The organism is Terriglobales bacterium (assembly GCA_035487355.1).
Classification (GTDB): domain Bacteria; phylum Acidobacteriota; class Terriglobia; order Terriglobales; family Acidobacteriaceae; genus QIAW01.
This window is the reverse complement of record DATHMF010000086.1, coordinates 54,718-77,819: the sequence shown is the minus strand read 5'-3', so window position 1 is coordinate 77,819 and position 23,102 is coordinate 54,718. Positions and strand designations below refer to the sequence as shown.

16 protein-coding genes are annotated in these 23,102 nt (G+C 54.3%); all 16 read left to right on the top strand.

What is annotated here, in order from left to right; translation table 11 throughout:
* The first annotated feature begins 9 nt into the window (after nt 1–9).
* The 16 genes from VK738_15755 (at nt 10) to VK738_15680 (ending at nt 22,989) form a co-directional block, all read left to right on the top strand.
* Nucleotides 10–2,649 (top strand): hypothetical protein, encoded by a 2,640-nt coding sequence (locus tag VK738_15755; GenBank protein ID HTD24113.1) that lies wholly within the window; start codon nt 10–12, stop codon nt 2,647–2,649.
* A gap of 223 nt (nt 2,650–2,872) precedes the next feature.
* Entirely contained in the window at nt 2,873–5,023 is a 2,151-nt protein-coding gene (gene mrdA, locus VK738_15750) for a penicillin-binding protein 2 (GenBank protein ID HTD24112.1), read from the top strand.
* A complete protein-coding gene (gene rodA / locus VK738_15745; GenBank protein HTD24111.1) occupies nt 5,020–6,117 on the top strand; it encodes a rod shape-determining protein RodA in 1,098 nt (365 codons plus the stop codon). Before mrdA ends, rodA begins: the two co-directional genes overlap by 4 nt.
* Nucleotides 6,118–6,636: 519 nt before the next feature.
* A complete protein-coding gene (locus VK738_15740; protein ID HTD24110.1) occupies nt 6,637–9,519 on the top strand; it encodes an Rne/Rng family ribonuclease in 2,883 nt (960 codons plus the stop codon).
* Between the two features lie 610 nt (nt 9,520–10,129).
* Complete coding sequence (locus VK738_15735; protein HTD24109.1) at nt 10,130–10,366, top strand: helix-turn-helix domain-containing protein; 237 nt, start codon at nt 10,130–10,132, stop codon at nt 10,364–10,366.
* Between the two features lie 10 nt (nt 10,367–10,376).
* Entirely contained in the window at nt 10,377–11,426 is a 1,050-nt protein-coding gene (pilM, locus tag VK738_15730) for a type IV pilus assembly protein PilM (protein ID HTD24108.1), read from the top strand.
* Nucleotides 11,423–12,034, top strand: coding sequence for a PilN domain-containing protein (locus tag VK738_15725; protein ID HTD24107.1), 612 nt, complete (start codon nt 11,423–11,425; stop codon nt 12,032–12,034). Before pilM ends, VK738_15725 begins: the two co-directional genes overlap by 4 nt.
* Before the next feature lie 36 nt (nt 12,035–12,070).
* Nucleotides 12,071–12,700, top strand: coding sequence for a type 4a pilus biogenesis protein PilO (gene pilO, locus VK738_15720; protein ID HTD24106.1), 630 nt, complete (start codon nt 12,071–12,073; stop codon nt 12,698–12,700).
* Between the two features lie 12 nt (nt 12,701–12,712).
* Entirely contained in the window at nt 12,713–13,273 is a 561-nt protein-coding gene (locus VK738_15715; protein HTD24105.1) for a hypothetical protein, read from the top strand.
* A gap of 169 nt (nt 13,274–13,442) precedes the next feature.
* Nucleotides 13,443–15,968 (top strand): type IV pilus secretin PilQ, encoded by a 2,526-nt coding sequence (gene pilQ, locus VK738_15710; GenBank protein ID HTD24104.1) that lies wholly within the window; start codon nt 13,443–13,445, stop codon nt 15,966–15,968.
* A 58-nt stretch (nt 15,969–16,026) separates the two neighbouring features.
* Entirely contained in the window at nt 16,027–17,118 is a 1,092-nt protein-coding gene (locus tag VK738_15705) for a Xaa-Pro peptidase family protein (GenBank protein ID HTD24103.1), read from the top strand.
* Between the two features lie 22 nt (nt 17,119–17,140).
* The gene (gene accB, locus VK738_15700; GenBank protein ID HTD24102.1) at nt 17,141–17,635 is read left to right on the top strand and encodes an acetyl-CoA carboxylase biotin carboxyl carrier protein; all 495 of its coding nucleotides are present in this window, start codon (nt 17,141–17,143) and stop codon (nt 17,633–17,635) included.
* A 30-nt stretch (nt 17,636–17,665) separates the two neighbouring features.
* Complete coding sequence (accC, locus tag VK738_15695; GenBank protein HTD24101.1) at nt 17,666–19,042, top strand: acetyl-CoA carboxylase biotin carboxylase subunit; 1,377 nt, start codon at nt 17,666–17,668, stop codon at nt 19,040–19,042.
* Nucleotides 19,039–19,710, top strand: coding sequence for a thiamine phosphate synthase (gene thiE, locus VK738_15690; protein HTD24100.1), 672 nt, complete (start codon nt 19,039–19,041; stop codon nt 19,708–19,710). The genes accC and thiE overlap by 4 nt, the downstream gene beginning before the upstream one ends.
* Before the next feature lie 111 nt (nt 19,711–19,821).
* Complete coding sequence (locus tag VK738_15685; protein HTD24099.1) at nt 19,822–21,369, top strand: amino acid permease; 1,548 nt, start codon at nt 19,822–19,824, stop codon at nt 21,367–21,369.
* Between the two features lie 222 nt (nt 21,370–21,591).
* Nucleotides 21,592–22,989 (top strand): amino acid permease, encoded by a 1,398-nt coding sequence (locus VK738_15680; protein HTD24098.1) that lies wholly within the window; start codon nt 21,592–21,594, stop codon nt 22,987–22,989.
* Nucleotides 22,990–23,102: the final 113 nt, after the last annotated feature.

Below are 23,102 nucleotides of genomic sequence, written 5' to 3'. Positions count from 1 at the left end.
AGGTCTGCCATGGGCCAACACTTGACGTCATTGCGCGCCTGCCAAGGTGCGCCACGGAACTTGTGGTGCACAGAGAAAATCAGCAAAATGTATTTGTTGACGATAACGTTCCTGCTGAGCAGTTGCATTGCTGTGGCGCAGGCGCAGACAAGCACGGGCACGAAGGCGGAATTTAGCGCACATGCCGTAGTCAACTTTCAGGAGCTGGCGCAGCAGGAAAAACTGCACCCAGCGACGATCCGCCCGCAAGCCACTGCCGTTCCCCAGATGAGCCAGCCAGCCCTGCCGGTGCCAGAGGGAGCGGCTATCATTCACCTGCAGAACAGGATGCGAACCGCGCCTGAGGTCTCATCGGCGCAATCTTCCTTGCTTGTACCGTTTTCGGCTCCGATTTCTCCTGCGCCGTCGCAGAGCTTTGCCGCTGTCTCGGACAATCATCTGCGGATTCCACCAAGCGCACAAGGCGCGGTTAGTCCAAATTATCTGGTGGTTACTGTGAACGGCACATTTGTAGTGCAGAACCGGACCGGCGGCCTGTTGCAGACGGTGTTAATGGACAATTTTTGGGCACCTGTGGGCGGCGTTACGGGCGCGGTCAACGCCCGGGTCGCCTACGATCCCTACAATAGTCGCTTCATCATAACCGCTGAGGCCAACGGGAATACCAGCTCTTCGGCGCTGTTGATCGGAGTTTCAACAAGCTCAAACCCCACGAGCACGTGGAACCTTTTTAAGGTGAACTCTGATCCGGGGTACTGGGCGAATTTTCCTTCGCTCGGCTTCAATGCCAATTGGATCGCGGTGAGCATGAACATGTATCCGTTAAGCAGCGGATGCGGCGGGTGCCTTTTTCAAGAGAACGTTTACGTCTTCAACAAAGCGCAGTTGTATTCCAACGTCTTAGGTACGGTCAACAAGTTTACCGATACCAGTGGGGCAGGTACGTATGCCCCGGCAGTGACTTTTGATAACAACCCGTCAACGCCGCTCTACCTGCTGGAGAAGTGGAATGAGAATTCCAACGGGTTTGGATATCTGAGGATAGGCTCGATTACGGGAAGCGTTTCCGTCCCCAACATGAACTTTCAAGTATCTTTCGTTGCCTTTGGTAATCCATGGGCATTTACCGGCGGGATCGTTAATGGAGGGTTTGCACCCCAGGCAAGCATCACAACCAAGATCGATACGGACGACGACAGGATGCAGAGTCTGACCTACCGGAGTGGCGCACTGTGGGGTGCGCAGACAACCTTTCTTCCGGCCTCAGCGCCAACCCATAGCGCGGTGCTGTGGTATGGATTCGATCCAACAAATGTCAGTAATGGCTTTTATGATTTTATTGACGACCCGACGGGAAATGAATTCCGCGCGTATCCGAGCATTGCGGTCAACAAGTTTGACGACGTGCTCATCGGATACTCCACGTTTTCGGCGACCGGCTATGCCAGCGCCGCGTATTCTTTCTCAGGGCACAGCGACCTTGTCCCGGTTGAAGGGGAACGGCAGTTGATCGCCGGCCGCGGTCCGTACTCAAAGTTCTATGGAACGACCACCAATTTCTGGGGCTTTGACACTGGCACGGTTGTGGATGGCGCCAACGACACCGACCTGTGGACGATCCAGGAATTTGCCGACTTCAACAGCGGCTCCGGCCCCGATTCTGGGAACTGGGCTACGTGGTGGGGCAAGATTTCGATACCCACCCATTTTTTCGTGAGCGCTCCTGCTAATGCGACTGCAGGAACCCCCTTCAGCGTGACCGTGACCGCCCAGGATACCTCCAATAACACCGTCGTGCCTTACACCGGCACGGTCCACTTCACAGCCACCGGCTCCTCTTCGGTCCCGCCCGACTACACATTTGTTCCCGGCGATAACGGGGTCCATACATTTGTCAACGGCTTTACCCTGAATACTGCCGGCAACCGGACGTTATCCGCAACCGACGTGAGCACCTTGATCACCGGGAACGCGCCGGTGGCGGTGACTGCTGGTGCTGCCAAGAGCTTCTCCTGGAGCGTACCTCTTACGGCCACGCTCAACACTGCTTTTTCGGGAACTCTTACGGCATTCGATAACTTCAACAACATCGCGACCACTTACACCGGCTCGGTGCAGTTGAGCACTACCGGTACGCCGGCTGTCACCCTGCCCGCCCCCAACCCCTATACGTTCACCTCGGGAGCGAGTTCCGATAACGGTATTCATACGTTTGCGTTCACGGCCACCAGCGGAACAGGCAGCACATTCACCATCACGGGCAACGATGCAGGTAATACCATCAACGCTACCTCAGCGGCGATTCGCGTGACCACGGACGCGCCCATCACCGGTGCCGGGCACAGGATTCGTATGTTCCGTTCCAACGTACCGGTGGTTCTGGCCACCTTCACCGACAGCGATGCAGGTGAGACCGGGGCGAATCTGTCTGCAACGATCAATTGGGGCGATGCCAGTACCTCTCCGGGTGTCGTAGTTCGGGTTGGTACTACAAACAAGTTTAATGTGATGGGCGCACACAACTACGCGAAGAAGACCATGTATACGGTGACGGTCACCCTGAGCGACTCCAATGGGGGGCCAGGTGGCGGAAGCGCTGCCGCAGCTACCAGTACGGCGACTTTTCTGCCGATGAACTCTTCGCACTAGCTTTACAAGCAACAGACAGCATCTTCATCAAAAGGTCATCCGTCTCCTCGCGTCGGCTCGGCGCTCGCTTCGTGCGCACCCGCAAAACGGTTCAATTTGCAATTGGACTAGAATCGCGCTACAACACTGTTTAGTGGTTTTTCTTCCGCAAAATGGGCGTGTGACCACCTAGAAAAACAGAAGCAGTATGCAATCGCGTGACGAGAAAATCTCCAGCGGTCGGATGACCGCAATCCAATACACGATACTGGCTATATTTTTGGTGTTGGGGGCCCGGCTGTGGCAACTGCAGATCGCGCGCAGCGAAGAATATGATGCGCTGGCGGAGCGCAATCGGGTGCGGACAGTCCCTATCCTGGCGCCCCGGGGCAAGATCTATGATCGCGAGGGTCGGCTGCTGGTGGATAACTACCCATCGTTTTCCGCGCTGCTGCTGCGCGACCAGCCCCGCGACATCAACCTGGACCTGCCGGCCATCTCTGCCGGGCTGAACATGCAGGTCAAGGACATTCAAGATAAGATGCGGCGCTTTGCCGCTGAACCCAAGTTCCGGCCCATGACCCTGAAGGACGATCTTACCCCGGACGAGCTGGCCTTTATTGAATCGCACCGTAACGAGCTGCCGGAGCTGGATGTGATCATGGCCAATCGGCGGCTGTATCCACGTAATGGGTTTGCTGCCCACCTGATTGGCTATGTGGGCGAGGTGAGCAAAGATATGCTCAACAACGATCCCGCGTATGAGTTGTACGAAGCCGGCGATGTGGTGGGGAGGTCTGGGGTTGAGCAGCAATACAACGACATACTCATGGGACAGGATGGCTCGCGCCGCACCGTGGTCAACAGCCACGGCAAAGAGCTGCAGTCACTGGAGCCACTGAGTCAAATTCCGCCGACGCCTGGCAAGCCGCTTAAGCTTACGATTGATCTGGACATGCAGATTGCCGCCGAGGAGGCTTTGGAAGGGCACAATGGCGCTATTGTGGCGCTGAATCCACATAACGGCGAGATTCTGGCGATGGCCAGCAGGCCTACGTTTGATCCTAACGCCTTCTCGGTCCGCATCTCGCGCGCGGAGTGGAACCGGCTCATTACCGATCCAGCCAAGCCACTGCTCAACAAAGCGATTCAGGCGCAATTGCCTCCGGGCTCGGTCTTCAAAATCATTATGTCAACGGCGGGCTTGCAGGAAGGGATTGCCCAGACATTGCACGTCAATTGTGGCGGCGGCAAAACATTTTACGGGCGTTTCTTCAAGTGTTGGATTTCGGAAAAACACGGCAGCCACGGTGACGTAGATATCACCAAAGGCATTTATCAATCTTGCGATTCATTTTTCTATACATTGGGTGAAAAGCTGGGAATTGCCCGCATCGCCAAGTATGCAATGGCCCTCGGTCTGGGCCAGAAGACGCATGTTGATCTACCAGATGAAGTCAGCGGCGTAATGCCCTCAGAAGAATGGAAGATCAAGAACTTCAAACAGAAGTGGTATGCGGGTGAGACCATCTCGGTGAGTATCGGGCAAGGGGCCGTGGCGACCACACCTATTCAATTGGCGCGGGCCTTTGGGGGAATTGTCATGGGAGGTGTGCTGCACCGGCCGCATGTGGCCTTTCCAGATCAGCTTCCCGATGAATACAAGCAGGCCATGGCGCAGTATCCGGAGGAAGTTGATATACCAATTGATCCCAAGAATGTTGAAACCATTACCAACGCGATGGCGGCGGTAGTTTCTCCGCTGGGAACGGCGGGTTCGGCGCGTCTGGAAGGTGTTGATTTTGCGGGCAAGACCGGGAGCGCGCAGGTGGTAAGCAATGAGGGCCGCAAAAACAGCAAAAAACTCAGCGGCAGCGAATACAACGACAATGGCTGGTTTGTGGGGCTAACACCGCGTCGCAATTCGGAGATCGTGGTAGCCGTCCTGGTTGAGCAAGGCCAACACGGCGCGCTGGCCGCCGGATTAGCCTCCCAAGTCATCAAAGCCTACGTTGATAAGCAGAGAAAACACCCGATGCAGGTCGTCGAATCCGGCAAGCCGGTCGAGATGACGGGAGTCTGGAGCACGCCGGACCCAGATAGCCTTGTCGGAGAGCGGCTGCGCGCAGCGCGGTTTATGCTGCCGGTGAGCCTTGCGCAGAAGACTGGTTCTCATACAACAGGGCGTGATTCAAAGCAGCATCGTCATGACTATTTATCTGGGCGCTCCGCTGCCGCTGTGCGCCGGCCTTCGGCAGAGTGGAAGGATTCTTTTTCTGATTTGCTACCCAAGCCTTACGGCCTGGGTTACCTAATGCCGCCCTTTCAGGGCTCGATTTCAAATCAACAGCTCCCTTTGTTTGTAACCGCAGTTGCTGGGAGCGGCAAAGAATGAAGAGGTTCGTCTCCCCACGCGATTTTGACTGGGTGCTGCTTATGTTTGTGCTGCTGATCTGCGTTTTGGGAGTGATGCAGATTTACAGCGCGACCATGGCAAGCAAGTTCGCCGATGTGCATATGCACATCAAGCAGATTTACTGGATCGTGGGTGGTCTGGCATTCATGCTGCTGGTCAGCCTGATCAATTATGAAGTTTTGCTGGACAGCGTGCATTGGATGTACATTGTGGCGATTATTTCTCTTACAGCCGTGCTGCTGTTCGGGCAGAAGTATTTAGGCGCTCGCCGCTGGATTCGTTTGCCGGGAGGAATTCACTTTCAGCCATCGGAGTGGGTGAAGCTGATCCTGATCCTGGCCATGGCGAAATATTTCAGCGAGATGCGCGGGCGGGACGCAAGTTTATCCGATGTGGTTAAGGCGGGATTGCTGGGCGGCATTCCCCTGCTGATGGTTCTGGTGCAGCCCGATCTGGGAACCGCACTGACCTACATACCAATTCTTGTGATGGGGTTGTTTCTGGGAGGACTTCAACTTAAACATGCTGCCGTAATTCTTGTCGTTGGCGCTGCTTTGGCAGTCCCTGCGTACAAACACCTGAAGCCCTACCAGAAGGCGCGTTTGACCAGCTTTCTTAATCCGGCGGCGGACTCGCAGGGAAAGGGCTATCAAGGGGAGCAGTCTGTGATTGCCGTGGGCGCAGGCGGAATCATGGGCAAGGGTTTTGGCAAAGGATCGCAGACCCAGAATTCCTTTCTTCCTATTCCCCAAACGGATTTTATTTTTGCCGCCTTCTCGGAGGAACACGGATTTGTGGGCGCTGTGGGTCTGCTCCTGCTATACTTTATAGTGCTGATGCGTTTGATCCATAATGCGCAGACCGCTCCTGACCGGGCTGGCGCAATTGTGATTCTAGGTGTAGTAGCGGTTCTGACCTTCCACATTCTGGTCAACGTCGGCATGGTGGTCGGCTTAATGCCGGTTACCGGAATTCCTTTGCCATTAATGAGTTATGGCGGATCGTCTTTGCTGTTTACGTTCTTGGCGCTGGGAATCGTTATGAATATTCGTATGCGCCGTTTTGTCAATTAGAATGGAAGTTGCCGGGTAATTGGTCCTGGTAATTTTCCAGAAACGGCTCGAAAAGTTGCAGAAAAGACTCTTTGTAGAGCAGACATTTTCGCAGCTTGTGAAGCCGTAGACCGGCAGAATAAAAAGCCGGCAAAACCAAAATTAAGCGTGAAGCCCCACGTTAAGCGGGCAAATCCGGTGAACCGATGGAAACGGACCGGAGAGTTTGCAAGGATTGAGCGATTTTAGCGCTCCGAAGTTGGTAACGGCCCCGTCTTAATCGTTTTGAGTTTCAGATTTCAAAGCTTTTGTGCAAGAAACTCGAAAATGAAGACGGAGTGGTCACAACTCTCGTATGGCGCACGATAGGTGCAAAGATTTTACAAGCGTATATTAGCTCTCTGCATACATCCGCCCGACCGGCTTCGAGCAAGCCAGCGGGTGAAAAGATACACTCTCGCCCAGTCTTTTCCAGGCTTTCATTCCAATCGTCATCACCGGTAACTCCTGCTTCTCGCGAAGAGGCAGGCCGGAGAGTACATGTCCAAAGAATTATTTGTTTCTTCTACCCCTCATGAAACCAAAGTCGCTGTCGTTGAGGAAGACCAGTTAACTGAAATCTATTTCGAACGCGAAAACGAATACACCCTCGCAGGATCAGTCTATAAAGGCCGCGTGACCCGGGTTCTTCCGGGAATGCAATCCGCATTTGTTGAGATCGGCCTGGAACGCGACGCATTTCTCTACGTCACGGACTTTTTTGAACCCCAGGATGAAGAAGGCGAGGAAGATTTCGAGGCCATCGCCGAAGATGGAGGCCGCAGCCGCCGGCGTTACGAGCGCCCCGCGCCAACAGTTACCGAGCCCGCGGGCGAGGCAGAAGGCCGGGAAATCGAAACATTTTCGGGCGGCGAAGCTGACCACCACTCGGTGCATCATGCAACACCGCCAGCAAATCCGATTGCCCATGACGCTGCCAGCGACGGCGGAGATGAAGAAAGCGAAACACTAGAGTTGAATGCGGGCAGGCATCACGACGCTTCATCCCGCGATTCGTCTTTCCGCGAAACACCGGGCCGCGAAACACTGGGCCGGGAAACATCGGGCGAAGCGCCAGCCGATGCAGAGCGTGATTCCGGCGACCGCCGCCGCTTTGGCCGACGCCGCCGTGGACGCCGCGGACGCGGTTTCCCCGAGTCGAAATTCGATTCCCGCAACGATTCCCGCAACGATTCCCGCAATGCCGCCCGTCCGCCGAAGGCACAGCCGGAAGAAAAAACATATGGCGCATCTGCCGGTTATCAGCCGATTATTCTGCCGGGCGAGAGTATCTCCAAGTATCGCAACCGGCCGGAAACGCAAACCGCGCATCCTGCAGCGGGACATATTCCGGCAGAACCTGTATCAGCAGAGGTTGCACCGGAAGAGCCGCAAGCAACTGCCGCGAGGTTAGATTACAAAACCCAGGATCACAAGACAGAGGAATACAAAGCACATGACCACGAAACGGCTGAGATCTCGATCCCGATACTGAGAGCGGAAGCCACGAGCGAAGCTGCGGTGAGCGAAAGTGTGCGGCCTTCTGCTGTCGTACAGGAAGAAGTTCAGGCCAGCGAACCAGAGGTGGACTACGAAGAGTTGAGCCGCCGCGACACGGAAGAGATTGACGTCGCCGCCATTTTGGAAAAACACCGGCGGGAAAGCACTGAAGCGCATCGTCCAGAAGCGCGCAGTTCCGAACGCCGCTTTGGCGCAATGCCCGGGCTGGTGGAAGAGGAAGAGATTGAAGAAGAAGAGATAGATCAGCCCTCGATGTTGCATGTTTTCGAGGACGAGGAATACGAAGACTTCGAGGAGGAGATGCTTGACCGGGTAGAGACAGCCAAGCCGCACGATTCTGCTCCCGATCATCAATCCGCAGAGCCAACCGCGACGGCTGAGACAACAGAAGAAGATGATGAAGAGGATGAGCAGGAGACGGTAGCAAGTGTCGAGGAGGCCGAAATACAAGCCTCGGGCAGCGAAGGCGAAGGAGAAAGTGAAGAGTACGAAGAGACGGAATCCGGAGATGGAACACAAGCCCGGGCTGAAATCCGCGGACCTTCCGGATACCAGCCTAAGGTTGCGTTCGACCGCAACAATCGCCGCCGCCGCGGCGGACGCCGAGTGCGTGGTGGTCACGGCGGTGGCAAGCGCTTTCATCGCGCTCCTCTGCCGCAGATTTCCGATTTACTGAAAGAAGGACAAGAAATACTGGTGCAGATTGCCAAAGAACCTATTGGCAAGAAGGGCGCGCGCATCACCAGTCACATTGCGTTGCCGGGCCGTTTCCTGGTTTATATGCCCACGGTGAACCATAACGGCGTTTCCCGCAAGATTGCATCCGAGGAAGAGCGCCACCGCCTTAAGCGCATCATTCTCAGCGAGCGCCAGGCTGTGAATGGACATCAAGGCGGCTTCATCGTCCGCACGGCGGCGGCCCACGCCAGCGAAGAAGATTTGCGCGCCGATATCCGCTTCCTGCTGAATTTGTGGAATGAGATCAAAGGCCGGGCCGATTCCAGCAAATCTCCGGCGCTTATTTACCACGACCTGAACCTGGTGGAGCGCATCCTGCGTGACCAATTGTCAGAAGGCTTCTCCCACATCTGGGTTGACAGCGAACAGGAATACGAGCGCATTGTGCGCTTCGTCAGCCGCTTTCAGCAGCAATTAGTCAAGCGGGTGAAGCTGTACACAAAAGAGACTCCTCTGTTTGAGCAGTTCAATATTCAGGAGGAGATCAATAAGGCACTCAAGTCCAAGGTATGGCTTAAATCCGGCGGCTACATCGTCATCAACCAGACGGAGGCGCTGGTGGCGATTGACGTCAATACCGGCAAATTCGTCGGCAAGACGCAGAAGCTGGAAGACACGATCGTCAAGACCAACGTGGACGCCATCAGAGAAATTGTCCGGCAGATACGGTTGCGCGACCTGGGGGGCATCATTGTCATTGACTTCATTGACATGGATGAACGCCGCAATCGGCAAAAAGTCATGCAGGCATTGGAAGAAGCGCTCAAGAGTGACCGCGCTCCCTCCAAGGTACTTCAATTCAACGACTTCGGTCTGGTAGCGATTACCCGCAAGCGGGTCAAGCAGTCGCTGGAGCGCACCCTGGGCCAGCCTTGCACATATTGCACCGGGACCGGCCTGATTAAATCAGTGACTACGGTATGCAACGAAATTTATGTGGAGATGCGCAAGATGACGCGCCACCTAGACGGCAAAGATGTCTTCGTGCGCGTGAATCCGGAAGTCGGTAAAGCCCTCAAGGCCAACAACGCCCGCTGGCTGCAGGACATGGAAGAGCTGACAGGGAAGACCGTGATCGTGAAGCCGGATCCGACGCTGCATCAGGAGCAGTTTGATATTCATTAAGTCATCGGGTCATTGAGCTGCAAAAAACAACTGCCAACCGCGGATTTCACAGATTTTCGCGAATTCAGAAGGCATTTTCTAAGGGCTCCGCTGCCAAAGCCAAGCTGCTGGGCCCTTGCTTTTGGTTCGCGCACGATAGCGTTCGCCAAAAGCTCACCCTTCATCTAAGAGCTCTGCAATTCTTTCTTCCAGTTAGCAATGGGGGGACTATCCCACTTAGGTATAAGAAGCTTACTGCCCCCTAGTGACCTCGCTTACCCTTTAGTAACCTCTTTTAGAAGGAATCAAGCGAAATTATGAACCGTGTGCATTAACACCACAAAGGGTAGTAGTGTACTTAGTAGTAAAACACAAAATGTAGTTTGGGTTACCAAAGTAATAGCCCTATAAACCGGTGAAACTATCCAGAAAACCCGAAGAAACACGGAGTTTCCGCTTGACAGGGCCACCCGTAAGACTGATATAACACGCATCACTGTAAGTTTTCCCCCGAGAACAACAGAAAGCAGAGGAAGGGTTCCTCAGTAATTCGGCCCCGGCCATAAGGCGTCTTTTACATCCGCCTAGTGTGGCGTGCTAGATCTTTTGAGGGAAAGGGCTAAAGGTAAATATGGCCGATTCGCGTGAAGTCATGAACATTCGCCAGGCGTCGCAATACCTGGGCGTGAGTCCGGACACGCTATACAAGTACGTCTACGAAGAGAAGATTCCCGCTTTCAAGCTGGGGAACCGGTGGAAGTTCAAAAAGACGATTTTGGATTCGTGGATGGAGCGGAAAAGCAGCATGGGGGAAGGCAGAGGCAAGAAAAAGCCCAGAGCCGCAAGGACAGCAGCGGCCGGGCACTGAGGCGACATTTATGTTCGGAATAGGTGGATCAAAATCGATTGTCGGCCTGGACATCGGCTCCAGCAGCATCAAGGCAGTGGAGTTGAAGAAGAGCCGGGGCGAAGTTGAAGTCGTACATGTCGGATTGGAGCCGTTGGCCTCCGATATCGTCGTGGACTCCATGATTGTAGACAGCGGAAGCGTTTCCAGCGCCATTACCAAAATTTTCAATGAGAACAGCATCAAATCGAAGGCAGTTGCGACCTCCGTCAGTGGCCACTCTGTGATTGTAAAGAGAATCCAGGTGCAAGCCATGGAGGATGCCGACTTGGCGGCAACCATCAGCCAGGAGGCGGCACAGCATATCCCCTTTGACGTTGCTGACGTGAATGTGGACTACCAGATCCTCTCCGATGAGGGCAGCAATCCCATGGATGTGCTTCTGGTGGCCGTGAAGAAAGACAAGATTCTGAATTACACCAACGTCCTTTCGCTGGCCGGAAAAACTCCAGCGGTGGTTGATATTGACGCTTTTGCGCTGCAGAACTGCTACGAGTACAACTACGATCCTTCGCCCAGTTCTACGGTTGCGCTCCTCAATCTGGGTGCGAGCGTGATGAATATCAACATTGTGAAGGGCTCTACCCCGTTGTTCCCGCGCGACGTCAGCGTGGGTGGCAACCAGTACACAGATTCGCTGCAGAAAGAGCTTGATCTCGGTTTTGACGATGCCGAGTCCCTGAAGCTGGGGCGCAAGGTGGGAACCGTCAGCGAAGACGCCAAGATGCCCATTTTGCAACAGGTCACGGAAATCATTGTGCTCGAGATCCAGAAGACATTTGATTTCTTTCGGGCCACGGCAGCGGGCGAGCACATTGAGCGCATCTACCTGGCGGGCGGTTCGGCCAAAGTGCCGGGTTTGATGGAAGCTCTGCGACAGGAGTTTTCATTGCCGGTGGAGCTGTTGAATCCGTTTCAAAGAATTGCGCCCGGCTCCGGCGTGCCTACAGATTTGATTGATCAGAACGCGGGGCAACTCGCCGTAGCTGTGGGATTGGCCCTTAGGAGTTTCGAACAATGATCAAGATTAACTTACTCGGAGCGCCGAAACCGAAGCGTGGTGGAAAGCGGGTTGCTACCACTACGGTTACCGATATCACGGGAATGGGAGGCGGTGGGGGAGAGGGACCGAATCCCATTGTGATCATCCTCGTATTTCTTGTGGTGGCCATCCTTGCGGTTGGATATTTTTATCTGCAAGCATCAAGCAAGGCCAAAAAATTGCAGGATGAAATTGCTAAGGAAGACCAAGAAAACCGCCGATTGTCAGCGGTGAAAGCGAAGTACGACCAGGAGCAAAGGGTCAGGGACAATTATGAGCGGCGTGTCAAAGTGATTGATGATTTGCGCGCCAATCAATCCGGTGGGCCGGTGAATTTGCTGACCATGATCGGAGATACCGTCAACAATACCGACGCAGTCTGGCTCAATACCATGCAGGACAAAGGTCCCAACATTGCGATTGAGGGTACGGCGCTCAGCTCAACCGCTGTGGCCAACCTGATCAAGAACCTGCAAAAAACGGGTTATTTCAAATCGGTTGAAATGACGGAGACCGTACAAGACCCAAACTCGAAGGATTTGCAGGAGTTTACTTTTAAGCTCACTTGTGAAAAGCAGAAATCATAAGGGGCGGCGAGAATTTACGCTGTTTAGGTGAGAAATATGGCTGGATTTAGAGAAATGCCGGTTGCATTACAAGTAGTGCTGGCGCTTGTTATCGCGGCGGTTGTCGGCGGAGGCGGATGGTGGCTTTTGGTGAACCCGATTCAGCAAGACAACGATCAGAAGCAGGTGCTGTTGGAACAAAAGAAGGCGGACAACGAGACGCTCCGCAAATATGAACGCGACCTTCCCGGCTTGGAGCGAGAGATTGCAAGTTTGCAGCAGCAATTGGAGATCGAGCGGACCATTGTGCCAGATGAGAAGGAATCTCCGGCATTTATCCATCTGATGCAAGATACCGCCGCAAGCGCGGGAATCGAAATCCGCCGGTACACAGCCGACCCCGTGGTCACCCGTGAGTTTTATACGGAAGTGCCCTATGAAATTGATATTGATGGCTCGTATTACGCGGTTGTGAACTTTTTCGAGCGCGTTGCCAAGCTTCAGCGCATCATCAACGTCGGGAGCCTGCAGATGGCGACTCCCAAGCGCAGTGGCGACGCAAAAGTAAAGAACCAGTACACATACGCGCCCAACGAGTCTGTCGTAGTGAATGTCACGGCAACAACGTTTTTCAATCATGATTCATCCAAAGCCGCGCCAGCAGCTCCGGCGCCGGCGGCGAGATAAGGAGAGCCTGCGATGAAAATAAAATGGACCGTTTTCGTGCTGCTGTTGACGGCTTCCGTCGCTTTTGCGCAGGTTCCGGCTGCGAGTGATGCTGCAGCTTCAGGCAAGAAGTCGAGTAAGAGCAAAAAGGCCAGCAGCCCGTTGGCTCCGAAAACTGCGAAGCCTAAAGCTACCAAAAAAGCAAATCCCGCGCCTGCTGCTGAAAAACCAGCGGAGCCGGGAACGGAAGCAACCGCCGCTGTGGCGGCCCCTGGTCATAAGCGCGATCCGTTTATCAGCCCGGTCGAGGCGCGCCTTGAAGGGATGACCACAGCATGCAGCGGGGGTAAACGCTGCCTGGCGGTCAACGAAGTCATTTTGCGGGGAATTGTGAAGTCGGCCAACGGTATGATTGCGGTGGTTGAAAATTCAGCGCAAAAAACATATTTCCTCCACGAAAATGACCCAATTTACAACGGTTTCGTGGAAAAAATTACTCCTGATTCTGTCATTTTCAAGGAGCATTACCTGGACAACCTTGGGCACGATAGCCAGCGCGAGGTGGTCAAGACAGTAAACGCACCGGTTGTATAAGAGCCGGGGTTCGTGGGACAAGCAGTAGAAGCAGTGCAGTAAATGAGTAGTGATTGGGCCGAGCTTAAAGGCAGTAACCGTCGAAAGGCGGGTGGGCTAATTTTTACGCGGCTGAGTTAAGCAAGCCGCCACGCACTGGGAAATTGCCGAAGGCGTGAGGAGAAACAAGATGAAGCTAAAGTTAATACAACTGGTGGGTATCCTCTTGATGTGTGCTGTGAGTACGGTGGCAGCAGCATCTGGGGCACAATTGACACAGGTACAGGTTTCCTCCCGGGGCAACGTGGCGATTGTCACGTTGCATGCGACGGGCGCTTTTACGCATACCGAGTACAGGCCCACGGAAAACCTTCTACTCGTGGATATGGCCGGAGTTTCTGCCGCTAACATTGACGGCAAAACTCATGGGGTGCAAGTGCCCAATCTTGTTTCTTATCGGGTCCTTGGCTACAAGGGCGGCGACGGAAAAGATGTGGCCCGTATTGAATTTGCAATAGCCTCAGGCGCGAAGCCTAGCTTCGACAAAGTCCGCAATCAACTGCGCATCAGTATTGCCGGAACTGAGGAGGCCGCACTGCCAGCCGCAATCTCTGACCCGGTCACCTCGACACAAGAGACTGCTTCGGCGGCCCCGGTTCCAGCGCCAGCCAAGCATTCCACACGAATTGCCCAAGTTCGCAATGTAGGAGTGGTTCGGGGAAAGAATGGGATCGAGGTCGAAATCAGCGCCAATGCCCCGCTCTCGCCCAATGCGCTCAAACTCACGGGGCCCGATCGCGTTGTGGTTGATCTGGCCAATGCGGTGCCACTCGCCAATAACAAGACCATCTCAGTCAACTCTGGTGATGTGAAGGCCATCCGTATATCACGCTATCAGCTCACTCCACCGGTGACCAGGATTGTGATTGATCTTGCCTCAGCTCAGGATTTTGAGCTGGCGCCTTCTGCCAACAAACTGAAAGTAAAACTTCATCCTGCTGCTGCCAGCGATGTGGCTGCTGCGACTACGACTACAGCACCAGCGGCTACCTCGGATAGCCAAGCCGACTCTAAGCCTGCGGAAACAGTTGCTGCGGCTACGACTCCAGTGCAACCGGCAACCGTACAGGCTGTAACCTCAAACGTGACATCCGATGTCAAGCCCGAAACTACAACCGCTGCTAACATTCCGACGAAAGCAAGTGATTTTGCCGTAATTACTCCGGAGTATCATCCGGTCACGGCAAAAGTAGTAGATCCGCTAATGCGGGCTACGAGTGCCGCGGCCAAATTTAATCCTGAAAAAACGGATGCCGTTTTCGAAACCACGACACCGACGAGTGCATCGCTAAATCCATTGGTGCACCAGAACATGTCGCTTGAACCCCAAACGGCTGCGGCAACACCTTCTACATCCGCGCGCCCCAGGTTCACCGGGGAACCGATATCCGTCAATTTGAAGGACGTCGATTTGAAAGATTTTTTCCGTCTGATCCATGAGATCAGCGGTCTCAATATCGTGCTGGATCCTAACATTCATGGCACCCTAACCATTGTGCTGGACGATGTTCCGTGGGACCAGGCGCTGGTCATCGTGGAAAGAAACAATGGACTTGATCACCAGCTTGACGGCAATGTGTTGCGAATCGCTACTGTGGATACGCTGCGCAAGGAAGCTGAAAATCACCGCGCCGAGATTGAAGCCCAGGCACTTGCGGTTGACAAAATTACAGTGACCCGTTTCCTGAGCTATGCGCACGCAAAAGATGTTGTGCCTACAATTAAGCGCTTCCTGTCACAGCGCGGAGATGTGGTCGCCGATGACCGCGAGAATGCATTGATCATTGACGACATCCCGAACACGATTCCCAAGGTTGACGAGTTGCTGGCCAAGCTGGACCGCAAGACCCAGGAAGTGGAAATTGAAGCGCGTGTGGTTTCAGCTACCCGCAACTTCGAGCGTGACATAGGTAACCAGTTCGGCCTAGGCGTTAATATCAACAGTAACACCGTCGGAGGCGGTAACCCAGACGCTGGCAAGTCGAATACTGGAGTAAGCTTCCCTGTGCCGGTGGGTGCACCAGCCGGCAGCAGCGGTGTGAACTATCCCACGGTTTCGGCCACAAATGGAAATGCGGTGCCGCTCTTCTCCAATTTAGGACTCACAGGCGCGACCAGCGGTCTTGACATAATCAATGCCACCCGAAATTTCCGTCTGGATTATCAACTTTCACTGGCTGAGTCGCGGGGCTTGCTCAAGATACTTTCTCGTCCGCGTATTATTACCCAGAACAACATTCTGGCAACGGTACGGCAGGGTGTCAGAGTGCCGATTGTAACCGCATCTCAGTTGCTGGGCCCGGCCACGGTAAACTTTGTTGATGCTTTCCTGCGATTGAGTGTTACTCCGCAGATCACGGTGGAAAACACCATCTTCCTCAACATAGACGTGGAAAACACCACCCCGGACTTCGGCAACGCAATTTTAGGAAACCCAACTCTTGTGGTGCAACAGGCTACCACCCAGGTGTTGGTTGCCGATGGAGGAACAGTGGTCATCGGTGGCGTGATTCAAACCCAAAATTCAGTCAACATCGCCCAGACACCTCTCTTGGGCAATATTCCAATCCTGGGAAACCTGTTCAAGAGGCGTGTAGTTAAGACCTCAACACAGGAGTTGATCTTCTTCATCACTCCCAAGATTATTCAAACTTAACCGCGACATCTTTGAGCTGAATAAGCCTCCGCTAACGCGGGGGCTTATTTGTTTTTACATGAGCAAAGACCTGCAATACTACGAACGAAGGCAAGCCGCAGTCATACGCAAGCGCATACGAAGCAGACTTGACGCGCTGTTGCTCACTCAGGCTGCAGACATACGTTATCTCTGTGGATTCACCGGCAGTTCGGCAGTATTAGTGTTTGCCCGCCAGGGCCCGGCATTTTTTACAGATGGGCGCTATACGCAACAGGCGGGCGAGGAGGTCGCGGCTATACAGACCATTGTGAGTGAAGGGAGTCCATTCCTTCGGGCTCTACAGTGGATCAAAGAGAGCAAAGTCAGGACGCTCGGCCTGGACTTTGCCCACTGTACTGTTTCTTCTCTTCATCAGGTAAAGCAACAAGTAGGGAAGAAAGTAGAACTCAGAGACTGCTCCGGGATGGTCGAAGGTCTCCGCTTGATAAAAGATGCGGAAGAGATTACAAGGATTCGCCTAGCGATCAAGCTCGGCTCTGCGTTATTCCCGACAGCCCTCAAACATATACGTTCCGGTATAAGAGAATCACAAGTTGCCGCAGAAATTGAGTATGAAGCCCGGCGGAGAGGTGCAGAGGGAATGTCCTTTGAAACCATCGTCGCCGGAGGGGCCCGCTCGGCACTGCCCCACGGGCGAGCCTCACGCGAGCGGTTGCCTCAACGAGGATTCGTAGTTCTCGACTTCGGTGTTATACTCACGGGTTATTGTTCGGATATGACCCGCACAGTGCATCTGGGCAAGCCCGATGCGCGCGCGCGCACCATGTATGAAGCGGTGTCGCGTGCGCAACTGGCGGCAATCAAGAGGGTCCGGCCGGGAGTCGCCGTATCCGCTGTAGATGAAGCGGCCCGAAGCGTGCTGAACAAGGCCGGGTTTGGGCAATTTTTTACGCACTCCACCGGTCATGGTGTGGGGCTGGAAATACATGAGGCGCCACGAATAGCCGGCAAACAACGTCAAAAGCTACAACCGGGCATGGTAATAACCGTGGAACCCGGCATTTATATTCCTGGCGAGGGCGGTGTCCGGATCGAAGATATGGTTCTTGTGACCGAACGCGGATGCGAAGTCCTTACCCCAACGACGAAAAGACTTATCACAATCTAATACTAATACCTCCAAAACAGGCATGAATCATAAAGAGCTGAAAGAACTTATAGAGTTCCTGGTCGAGAAAGATATCGCAGAGTTCGAGTTGGAACGCGGAGATGTAAAAGTCCGTGTCAAACGAGGGAGCGAAACGGTCATAGTAGCGCCCGAGACCCGCGTAGGGCCGGTCCCGGTGGCGTCTGTTTCTGGCGCTGTTATACCGACTGCCGGACCTGCTGTTCCTGCGATTACAACCGTACCAACAGCCGCAAAGGAAGCCGGGGAAGAGAGCGGCTTGCACATCGTGAAGTCCCCTATTGTCGGGACATTCTATGAATCGCCCTCTCCGGGTTCTCCGCCTTTCGTAAAGGTGGGAGACGAGGTTGAGGCCGGGAGCGTGCTGTGCATCGTTGAAGCCATGAAACTAATGAACGAAATCGAATCTGATGTGACCGGTGAAATAGTGAAGCAACTGGTTTCCAACGGACAGCCGGTCGAATACGGGCAGCATCTATTCGCTATACGCCCAAAATAAACCCTTGAGCGGAGCCACGCTGAATCATTCATGTTTAAGAAAATCCTAATTGCAAACCGCGGCGAAATCGCCTTACGTGTTATCTGTGCCTGCAAGGAACTAGGCATACGCACTGTGGCGATCTACAGTGAAGCAGACCGGAACTCATTGCACGTCCGTTTTGCCGATGAGGCTATCTGCATCGGTCCGCCCCGGGCTTCGGAGAGCTACCTGAATATTCCTGCGGTTATCAGCGCTGCTGAAATCACCAATGTGGATGCCATCCACCCCGGCTACGGCTTGCTCAGCGAGAACGCGAATTTTGCGGAAGTCTGCGAGACCAGCCATATCAAGTTCATCGGGCCCCCTCCGGACATTACCCGCATGATGGGAGAGAAGGAGAAAGCCCGGCAGACGATGAAGAAATCGGGTGTGCCCATTCTCCCTGGGTCAGAGGGCGTGATTAATTCTGTGGATGAGGCGCTGGAATGGTCCAGCAGCGTTGGCTTTCCTGTGATTGTGAAGGCATCGGCGGGAGGCGGCGGCCGCGGCATGCGCGTGATCCGCAACGAGCGGGAGCTGCCGGAATTGTTTCACGCTGCGCAGTCAGAGGCTGCTGCTGCCTTTGGCAACGGCGATCTGTACATGGAAAAGTTCATCGAGCGCCCCCGTCATATTGAGTTCCAGATTCTGGCGGATGCCTACGGCAACCTGGTCAGCCTGGGCGAGCGTGAGTGCAGTATCCAGCGGCGACACCAGAAGCTGCTGGAAGAGTCGCCCTCCATGCAAGTCACGCCGCAGATGCGCAAGTGGGTTGGGGAATCGCTTTGCGCGACCCTGACCAAAATTGGATACATCAATGCCGGTACGGTCGAATTTTTAATGGATGAACAAGGCAAACTGCACTTCATTGAAATGAACACTCGCATTCAGGTGGAGCATCCGGTGACGGAGATGGTAACCGGTATTGACCTGGTGAAGAGCCAGATCCTCATTGCAGCCGGTGAGCGCCTGGATGACGTTTTGCAAGGCGATATCGAGCACCGGGGACATGCAATTGAATGTCGCATTAACGCGGAGCATCCTGAGACCTTTACTCCTTCTGCGGGAAAGATTACTGCGTTTCACACGCCAGGTGGAACCGGCGTGCGGGTTGACACGGCGGCCTATGCCGAGGGCGTGATACCTCCTTATTATGATTCATTGATTGCCAAGCTCGTCGCCCACGGCAAGGACCGTGAAGAGGCCATGTCGCGCATGGCGCGCGCCCTGGAGATGTTTATCGTGCAAGGCATTCATACTACGATTCCACTCCATCGGCTGATTATGAATGATCCTGAGTTCCGGGCAGGGAACTTCGATACCAAATATATAGAGCGTTTTCTGGCCAGGAACAAAGAAGCCAGAGTGGAAAGGCGCAGCGCATGAAAAGCAGTACTCAGTACCAGGTACTCAGTACTCAGAAGAAAGAAAAGAAACTACCGCGCCTCTACGCCATTGTTGATGCTGGCATGTTTGAAGGTGAAGAACACGCACAGCAAAAGACGCTTGATTATGCACGGGAATTGCTGGCGGGCGGCGCAACTCTTATCCAATATAGAAATAAGAAGGCGGCCGCAGGGGAGCTGCTTGGCCATGCCCGCGAGCTGCGGAGAGCGGTCGGCAAAGAAGCAATGCTTATGATAAATGACCGCGCCGACCTCTGCCTGGCTAGTGGCTGTGACGGAGTTCACGTGGGGCAGGAAGACCTCTCAGTCGAGGGCGTACGGCGTGTGCTAGGAGAAAACTGCTTCGTCGGTGTTTCCACCCATAATTTGAAACAAATTTTAGAAGCAGATAAGACCACGGCCGATTACATCGCTGTAGGCCCAGTATTTGCCACTAAAACTAAAGCAAATCCCGAACCGGTAGTCGGTTTGGAGTTAATCCGCGCTGCCCGCAAAGCCGCATCTAAACCAATTGTCGCTATCGGCGGTATTACCCGCACCAACTGCCGCTCCGTGATCGAAGCAGGAGCGGATTCGGTTGCGGTTATTGGAGACTTGCAGGACTCCCCACGAAAAAGAGTTGAGGAATTTTTGCGGATTTTAGTTTAACCACAAAGGTCATGAAGGTTGAGGTTTATGGATGTTCGCCATTGATACTTATTATGAATAATGGGGCAGTAAGGGTGCTAATATAACCAACTTATTTGTGAAGCTTTAAAAATGGTACAAAACGCCTCTGTGAACTCTCCCGCAAAAGCTACCACCGACAACGCTGCCTCTTCTGAACTGGTCAAAGGTCTGGGGCTCACCAGCGCCACCACGCTGGTGATGGGTTCCATGATCGGTTCGGGAATCTTTATCGTCTCTGCTGAAATTGCCCGCGAGGTTGATTCTCCCGCCCTGCTGATTGGGGCGTGGCTATTGACCGGTTTTATGACCATTACTGCGGCATTAGCATATGGAGAACTGGCCGCCATGATGCCCAAAGCGGGCGGCCAATATGTCTACCTGCGCGAAGCCCTGGGACCACTGTGGGGGTTTCTCTACGGCTGGACACTCTTTCTAGTCATCCAGACCGGAACCATCGCTGCCGTGGGTGTGGCCTTCGGCAAGTTTGCTGGTTTCTTTTTCGACTCTGTTTCTGCCGACCACTGGATTGGGTATCACGCACATGTGCCGGCACTCCATGTTGGCCCGATGGTCCTGGGCGATATGAATGTCGGCTTGAACACGCAGAACCTGGTGGGGATCATCGTTATTATATTGCTGACCATCGTGAATATATTTGGCATCAAGACCGGGGCGTGGATCCAGAACCTCTTTACTATTTCCAAAGTTGCGGCGCTTTTAGGGCTCGTCCTTGTAGGCATCTTTGTCGGACGTAACCCACAGGCCATTGCAGCCAATTTTGGCAACTTTTGGCACAACGCCGGTTTGGGGGCCTCCCACGAAATCCAGGCGGGGGTGCTGGTGGGAACCCTCACAGTCCTCTGCGTGGCCCAAGTGGGCTCGCTGTTTTCTGCCGACGCATGGAACAACGTCACCTTTACTGCTGGCGAGGTGAAGAATCCCAGCCGCAACCTGCCACTCTCGCTCGCTTTGGGAACCGGCACGGTGATCTCGCTGTATGTAGCCGTCAACTTTATCTACTTGAGTGTGCTGCCGCTGCATGGAGATCCGCATGGAGCTACCGTGGTGGCGAGAGGCATTCAATATGCCACCTCTGAGCGTGTGGGAACTGCGGTCATGTCGCAGATGTTTCCCAGCGTTGGAGGCGCACTGATGGCCATTGCCATTCTTATATCTACTTTCGGATGCTGTAACGGATTAATCCTGGCAGGAGCCCGCGTCTATTACGCTATGGCCAAAGACAAGCTCTTCTTCGAGCCGGTAGCCAAAATTCATCCTAAATATAAGACGCCGGTCAACGCCTTGATCGTGCAGGCTATCTGGACCTGCCTGCTGTGCCTCTCTGGCACCTATGGCCAGTTGCTGGACTACATTATTTTTGCGGTGCTGGTCTTCTATATCCTGACCATTGTTGGGCTGTTTGTCCTGCGCCGTACCCAGCCCCATGCTGAGCGGCCCTATCGGGCCTTCGGATATCCGGTGCTGCCCGCGGTTTATATCGCCCTTGCGCTTTTCATAGATATAGTATTGTTACGCTACAAGCCCCAATATACATGGCCGGGACTGATCATCGTTCTACTGGGCATTCCGGTGTATTTCCTATGGTCTCATCGGGGTGCGGATCGGCGACAGGCTTGAACACAAACTGAAATAGCTTTTTTCGGCAATCTGTCAATGAATCTGTTCCTTGCCATGTATAATCGGCGGGCTCTGGTTGAGGCGGGCGTGGACAGAATCGAATCTCGATCAAGAACTCAGGGAGGATATATATAAGTGGCTGGCTCACTATTTCGAACCAAATCAATTGATAGCCTCACAGCCGAGAGCGGTGAAGCGCCTCTCAAGCGGACGCTGGGTCCCATGTCACTCGTCGCGCTCGGGATCGGGGCCATCATCGGCGCTGGCCTCTTCGTGCGGACTGCCGCAGCGATTGCGGACCGCGCGGGCCCATCGGTGACGCTGGCATTCATGCTTGCCGGCGTCGGCTGCGCGTTCGCCGGACTCTGCTACGCGGAGTTTGCTTCGATGATCCCAATCGCCGGCAGCGCGTACACCTATTCCTACACAACCATGGGCGAGCTGGTCGCGTGGATCATAGGCTGGGACTTGGTGCTCGAGTACGCGGTCGGCGCGGCCACCGTGGCCATCGCCTGGAGCGAGTACTTTAATAGGATCCTCGAGTTCATGGGCCTCCACGTTCCGTATGTTTGGAGCCATTCACCGTTTGAGGTGGGCATGGGCGCCAACGCCGGCGTTCACGGGATTATCAATATTCCCGCCATCGGTATTCTCCTGGTGCTGACCGCGTTGCTCATCCGCGGCACGCGTGAGTCGGCGTTCGTCAACACCCTCATCGTTATCACGAAAGTCGCCATCGTCGTGATGGTGATCGTGATTGGCTGGGGATTCATGAACCCGGCGAACCACACGCCGTACATCCCCGCCGCCACCACGTTTACCACAGCCCAGGGCGTCACCCACCCCTACGGGGGTATCATGGGGATCTTGGGGGCGGCCGGTGTGGTGTTCTTTGCATACATCGGATTTGATGCGGTGTCGACCGCGGCGCAGGAAGCCAAGGACCCCAAGCGCGACATGCCGATCGGTATCCTCGGCTCGCTTGTTATTTGCACCGTCTTGTACGTCTTGTTCTCGCACGTGTTAAGCGGTGTAGCTACGGTGAATGATTTCCGGACGGCGGGCAAGGAAGCCTCGGTGGCTTTTGCCATCACCAAATACATGACCGGTTATGCGTGGCTGGCGAAGTTCGTGACGGTCGCAATCCTGGCCGGGTTCTCGTCGGTTATTCTCGTCATGTTGTACGGGCAGTCGCGGGTGTTCTTTTCGATGAGCAACGATGGTCTTGTGCCGAAGGTTTTTTCGGAACCTCACCCCAGGTTCAAAACGCCCTGGAAATCCAACATGCTGTTCTTCGTTTTCACCTCGCTGTTCGCCGGGTTCATTCCGGAAGATATCGTCGGTGAAATGACCAGCATCGGGACCCTATTCGCCTTTATCCTGGTGTGCGCGGGGGTATGGATCCTGCGCGTCCGCCGGCCCGATTTGAAGCGGGCGTTCAAGGTTAAGTTGTTGCCGCTGGTTTCCATACTCGGCATCTTCGTCTGTGGCGCCATGATCTACGGGCTGGGCTGGACCAATTGGCTGCGCCTTATTATTTGGCTCGTGATCGGTTTGATTTTCTATTTTGCATACGGCAGGAAGCACAGTAAGCTCTCAACTGGCTCTCAGGCAGCTTGAGCGAGACATCTGCGAGTGAGACTAGGTACTTTCGAGGATACATACCCTTCGCATTCTCACGAATGCGAAGGTTTTTTGTTTTACAATCGCGCTTTCACGAGGAAGCCGTAATT

What these genes read in the sequence shown, in the direction of transcription:
- VK738_15755 (HTD24113.1), top strand. Translation starts at nt 10, where the DNA reads ATGGGCCAACACTTGACGTCATTGCGCGCCTGCCAAGGTGCGCCACGG.
- mrdA (HTD24112.1), top strand. Translation starts at nt 2,873, where the DNA reads ATGACCGCAATCCAATACACGATACTGGCTATATTTTTGGTGTTGGGG.
- rodA (HTD24111.1), top strand. Translation starts at nt 5,020, where the DNA reads ATGAAGAGGTTCGTCTCCCCACGCGATTTTGACTGGGTGCTGCTTATG.
- VK738_15740 (HTD24110.1), top strand. Translation starts at nt 6,637, where the DNA reads ATGTCCAAAGAATTATTTGTTTCTTCTACCCCTCATGAAACCAAAGTC.
- VK738_15735 (HTD24109.1), top strand. Translation starts at nt 10,130, where the DNA reads ATGGCCGATTCGCGTGAAGTCATGAACATTCGCCAGGCGTCGCAATAC.
- pilM (HTD24108.1), top strand. Translation starts at nt 10,377, where the DNA reads ATGTTCGGAATAGGTGGATCAAAATCGATTGTCGGCCTGGACATCGGC.
- VK738_15725 (HTD24107.1), top strand. Translation starts at nt 11,423, where the DNA reads ATGATCAAGATTAACTTACTCGGAGCGCCGAAACCGAAGCGTGGTGGA.
- pilO (HTD24106.1), top strand. Translation starts at nt 12,071, where the DNA reads ATGGCTGGATTTAGAGAAATGCCGGTTGCATTACAAGTAGTGCTGGCG.
- VK738_15715 (HTD24105.1), top strand. Translation starts at nt 12,713, where the DNA reads ATGAAAATAAAATGGACCGTTTTCGTGCTGCTGTTGACGGCTTCCGTC.
- pilQ (HTD24104.1), top strand. Translation starts at nt 13,443, where the DNA reads ATGAAGCTAAAGTTAATACAACTGGTGGGTATCCTCTTGATGTGTGCT.
- VK738_15705 (HTD24103.1), top strand. Translation starts at nt 16,027, where the DNA reads ATGAGCAAAGACCTGCAATACTACGAACGAAGGCAAGCCGCAGTCATA.
- accB (HTD24102.1), top strand. Translation starts at nt 17,141, where the DNA reads ATGAATCATAAAGAGCTGAAAGAACTTATAGAGTTCCTGGTCGAGAAA.
- accC (HTD24101.1), top strand. Translation starts at nt 17,666, where the DNA reads ATGTTTAAGAAAATCCTAATTGCAAACCGCGGCGAAATCGCCTTACGT.
- thiE (HTD24100.1), top strand. Translation starts at nt 19,039, where the DNA reads ATGAAAAGCAGTACTCAGTACCAGGTACTCAGTACTCAGAAGAAAGAA.
- VK738_15685 (HTD24099.1), top strand. Translation starts at nt 19,822, where the DNA reads ATGGTACAAAACGCCTCTGTGAACTCTCCCGCAAAAGCTACCACCGAC.
- VK738_15680 (HTD24098.1), top strand. Translation starts at nt 21,592, where the DNA reads ATGTCACTCGTCGCGCTCGGGATCGGGGCCATCATCGGCGCTGGCCTC.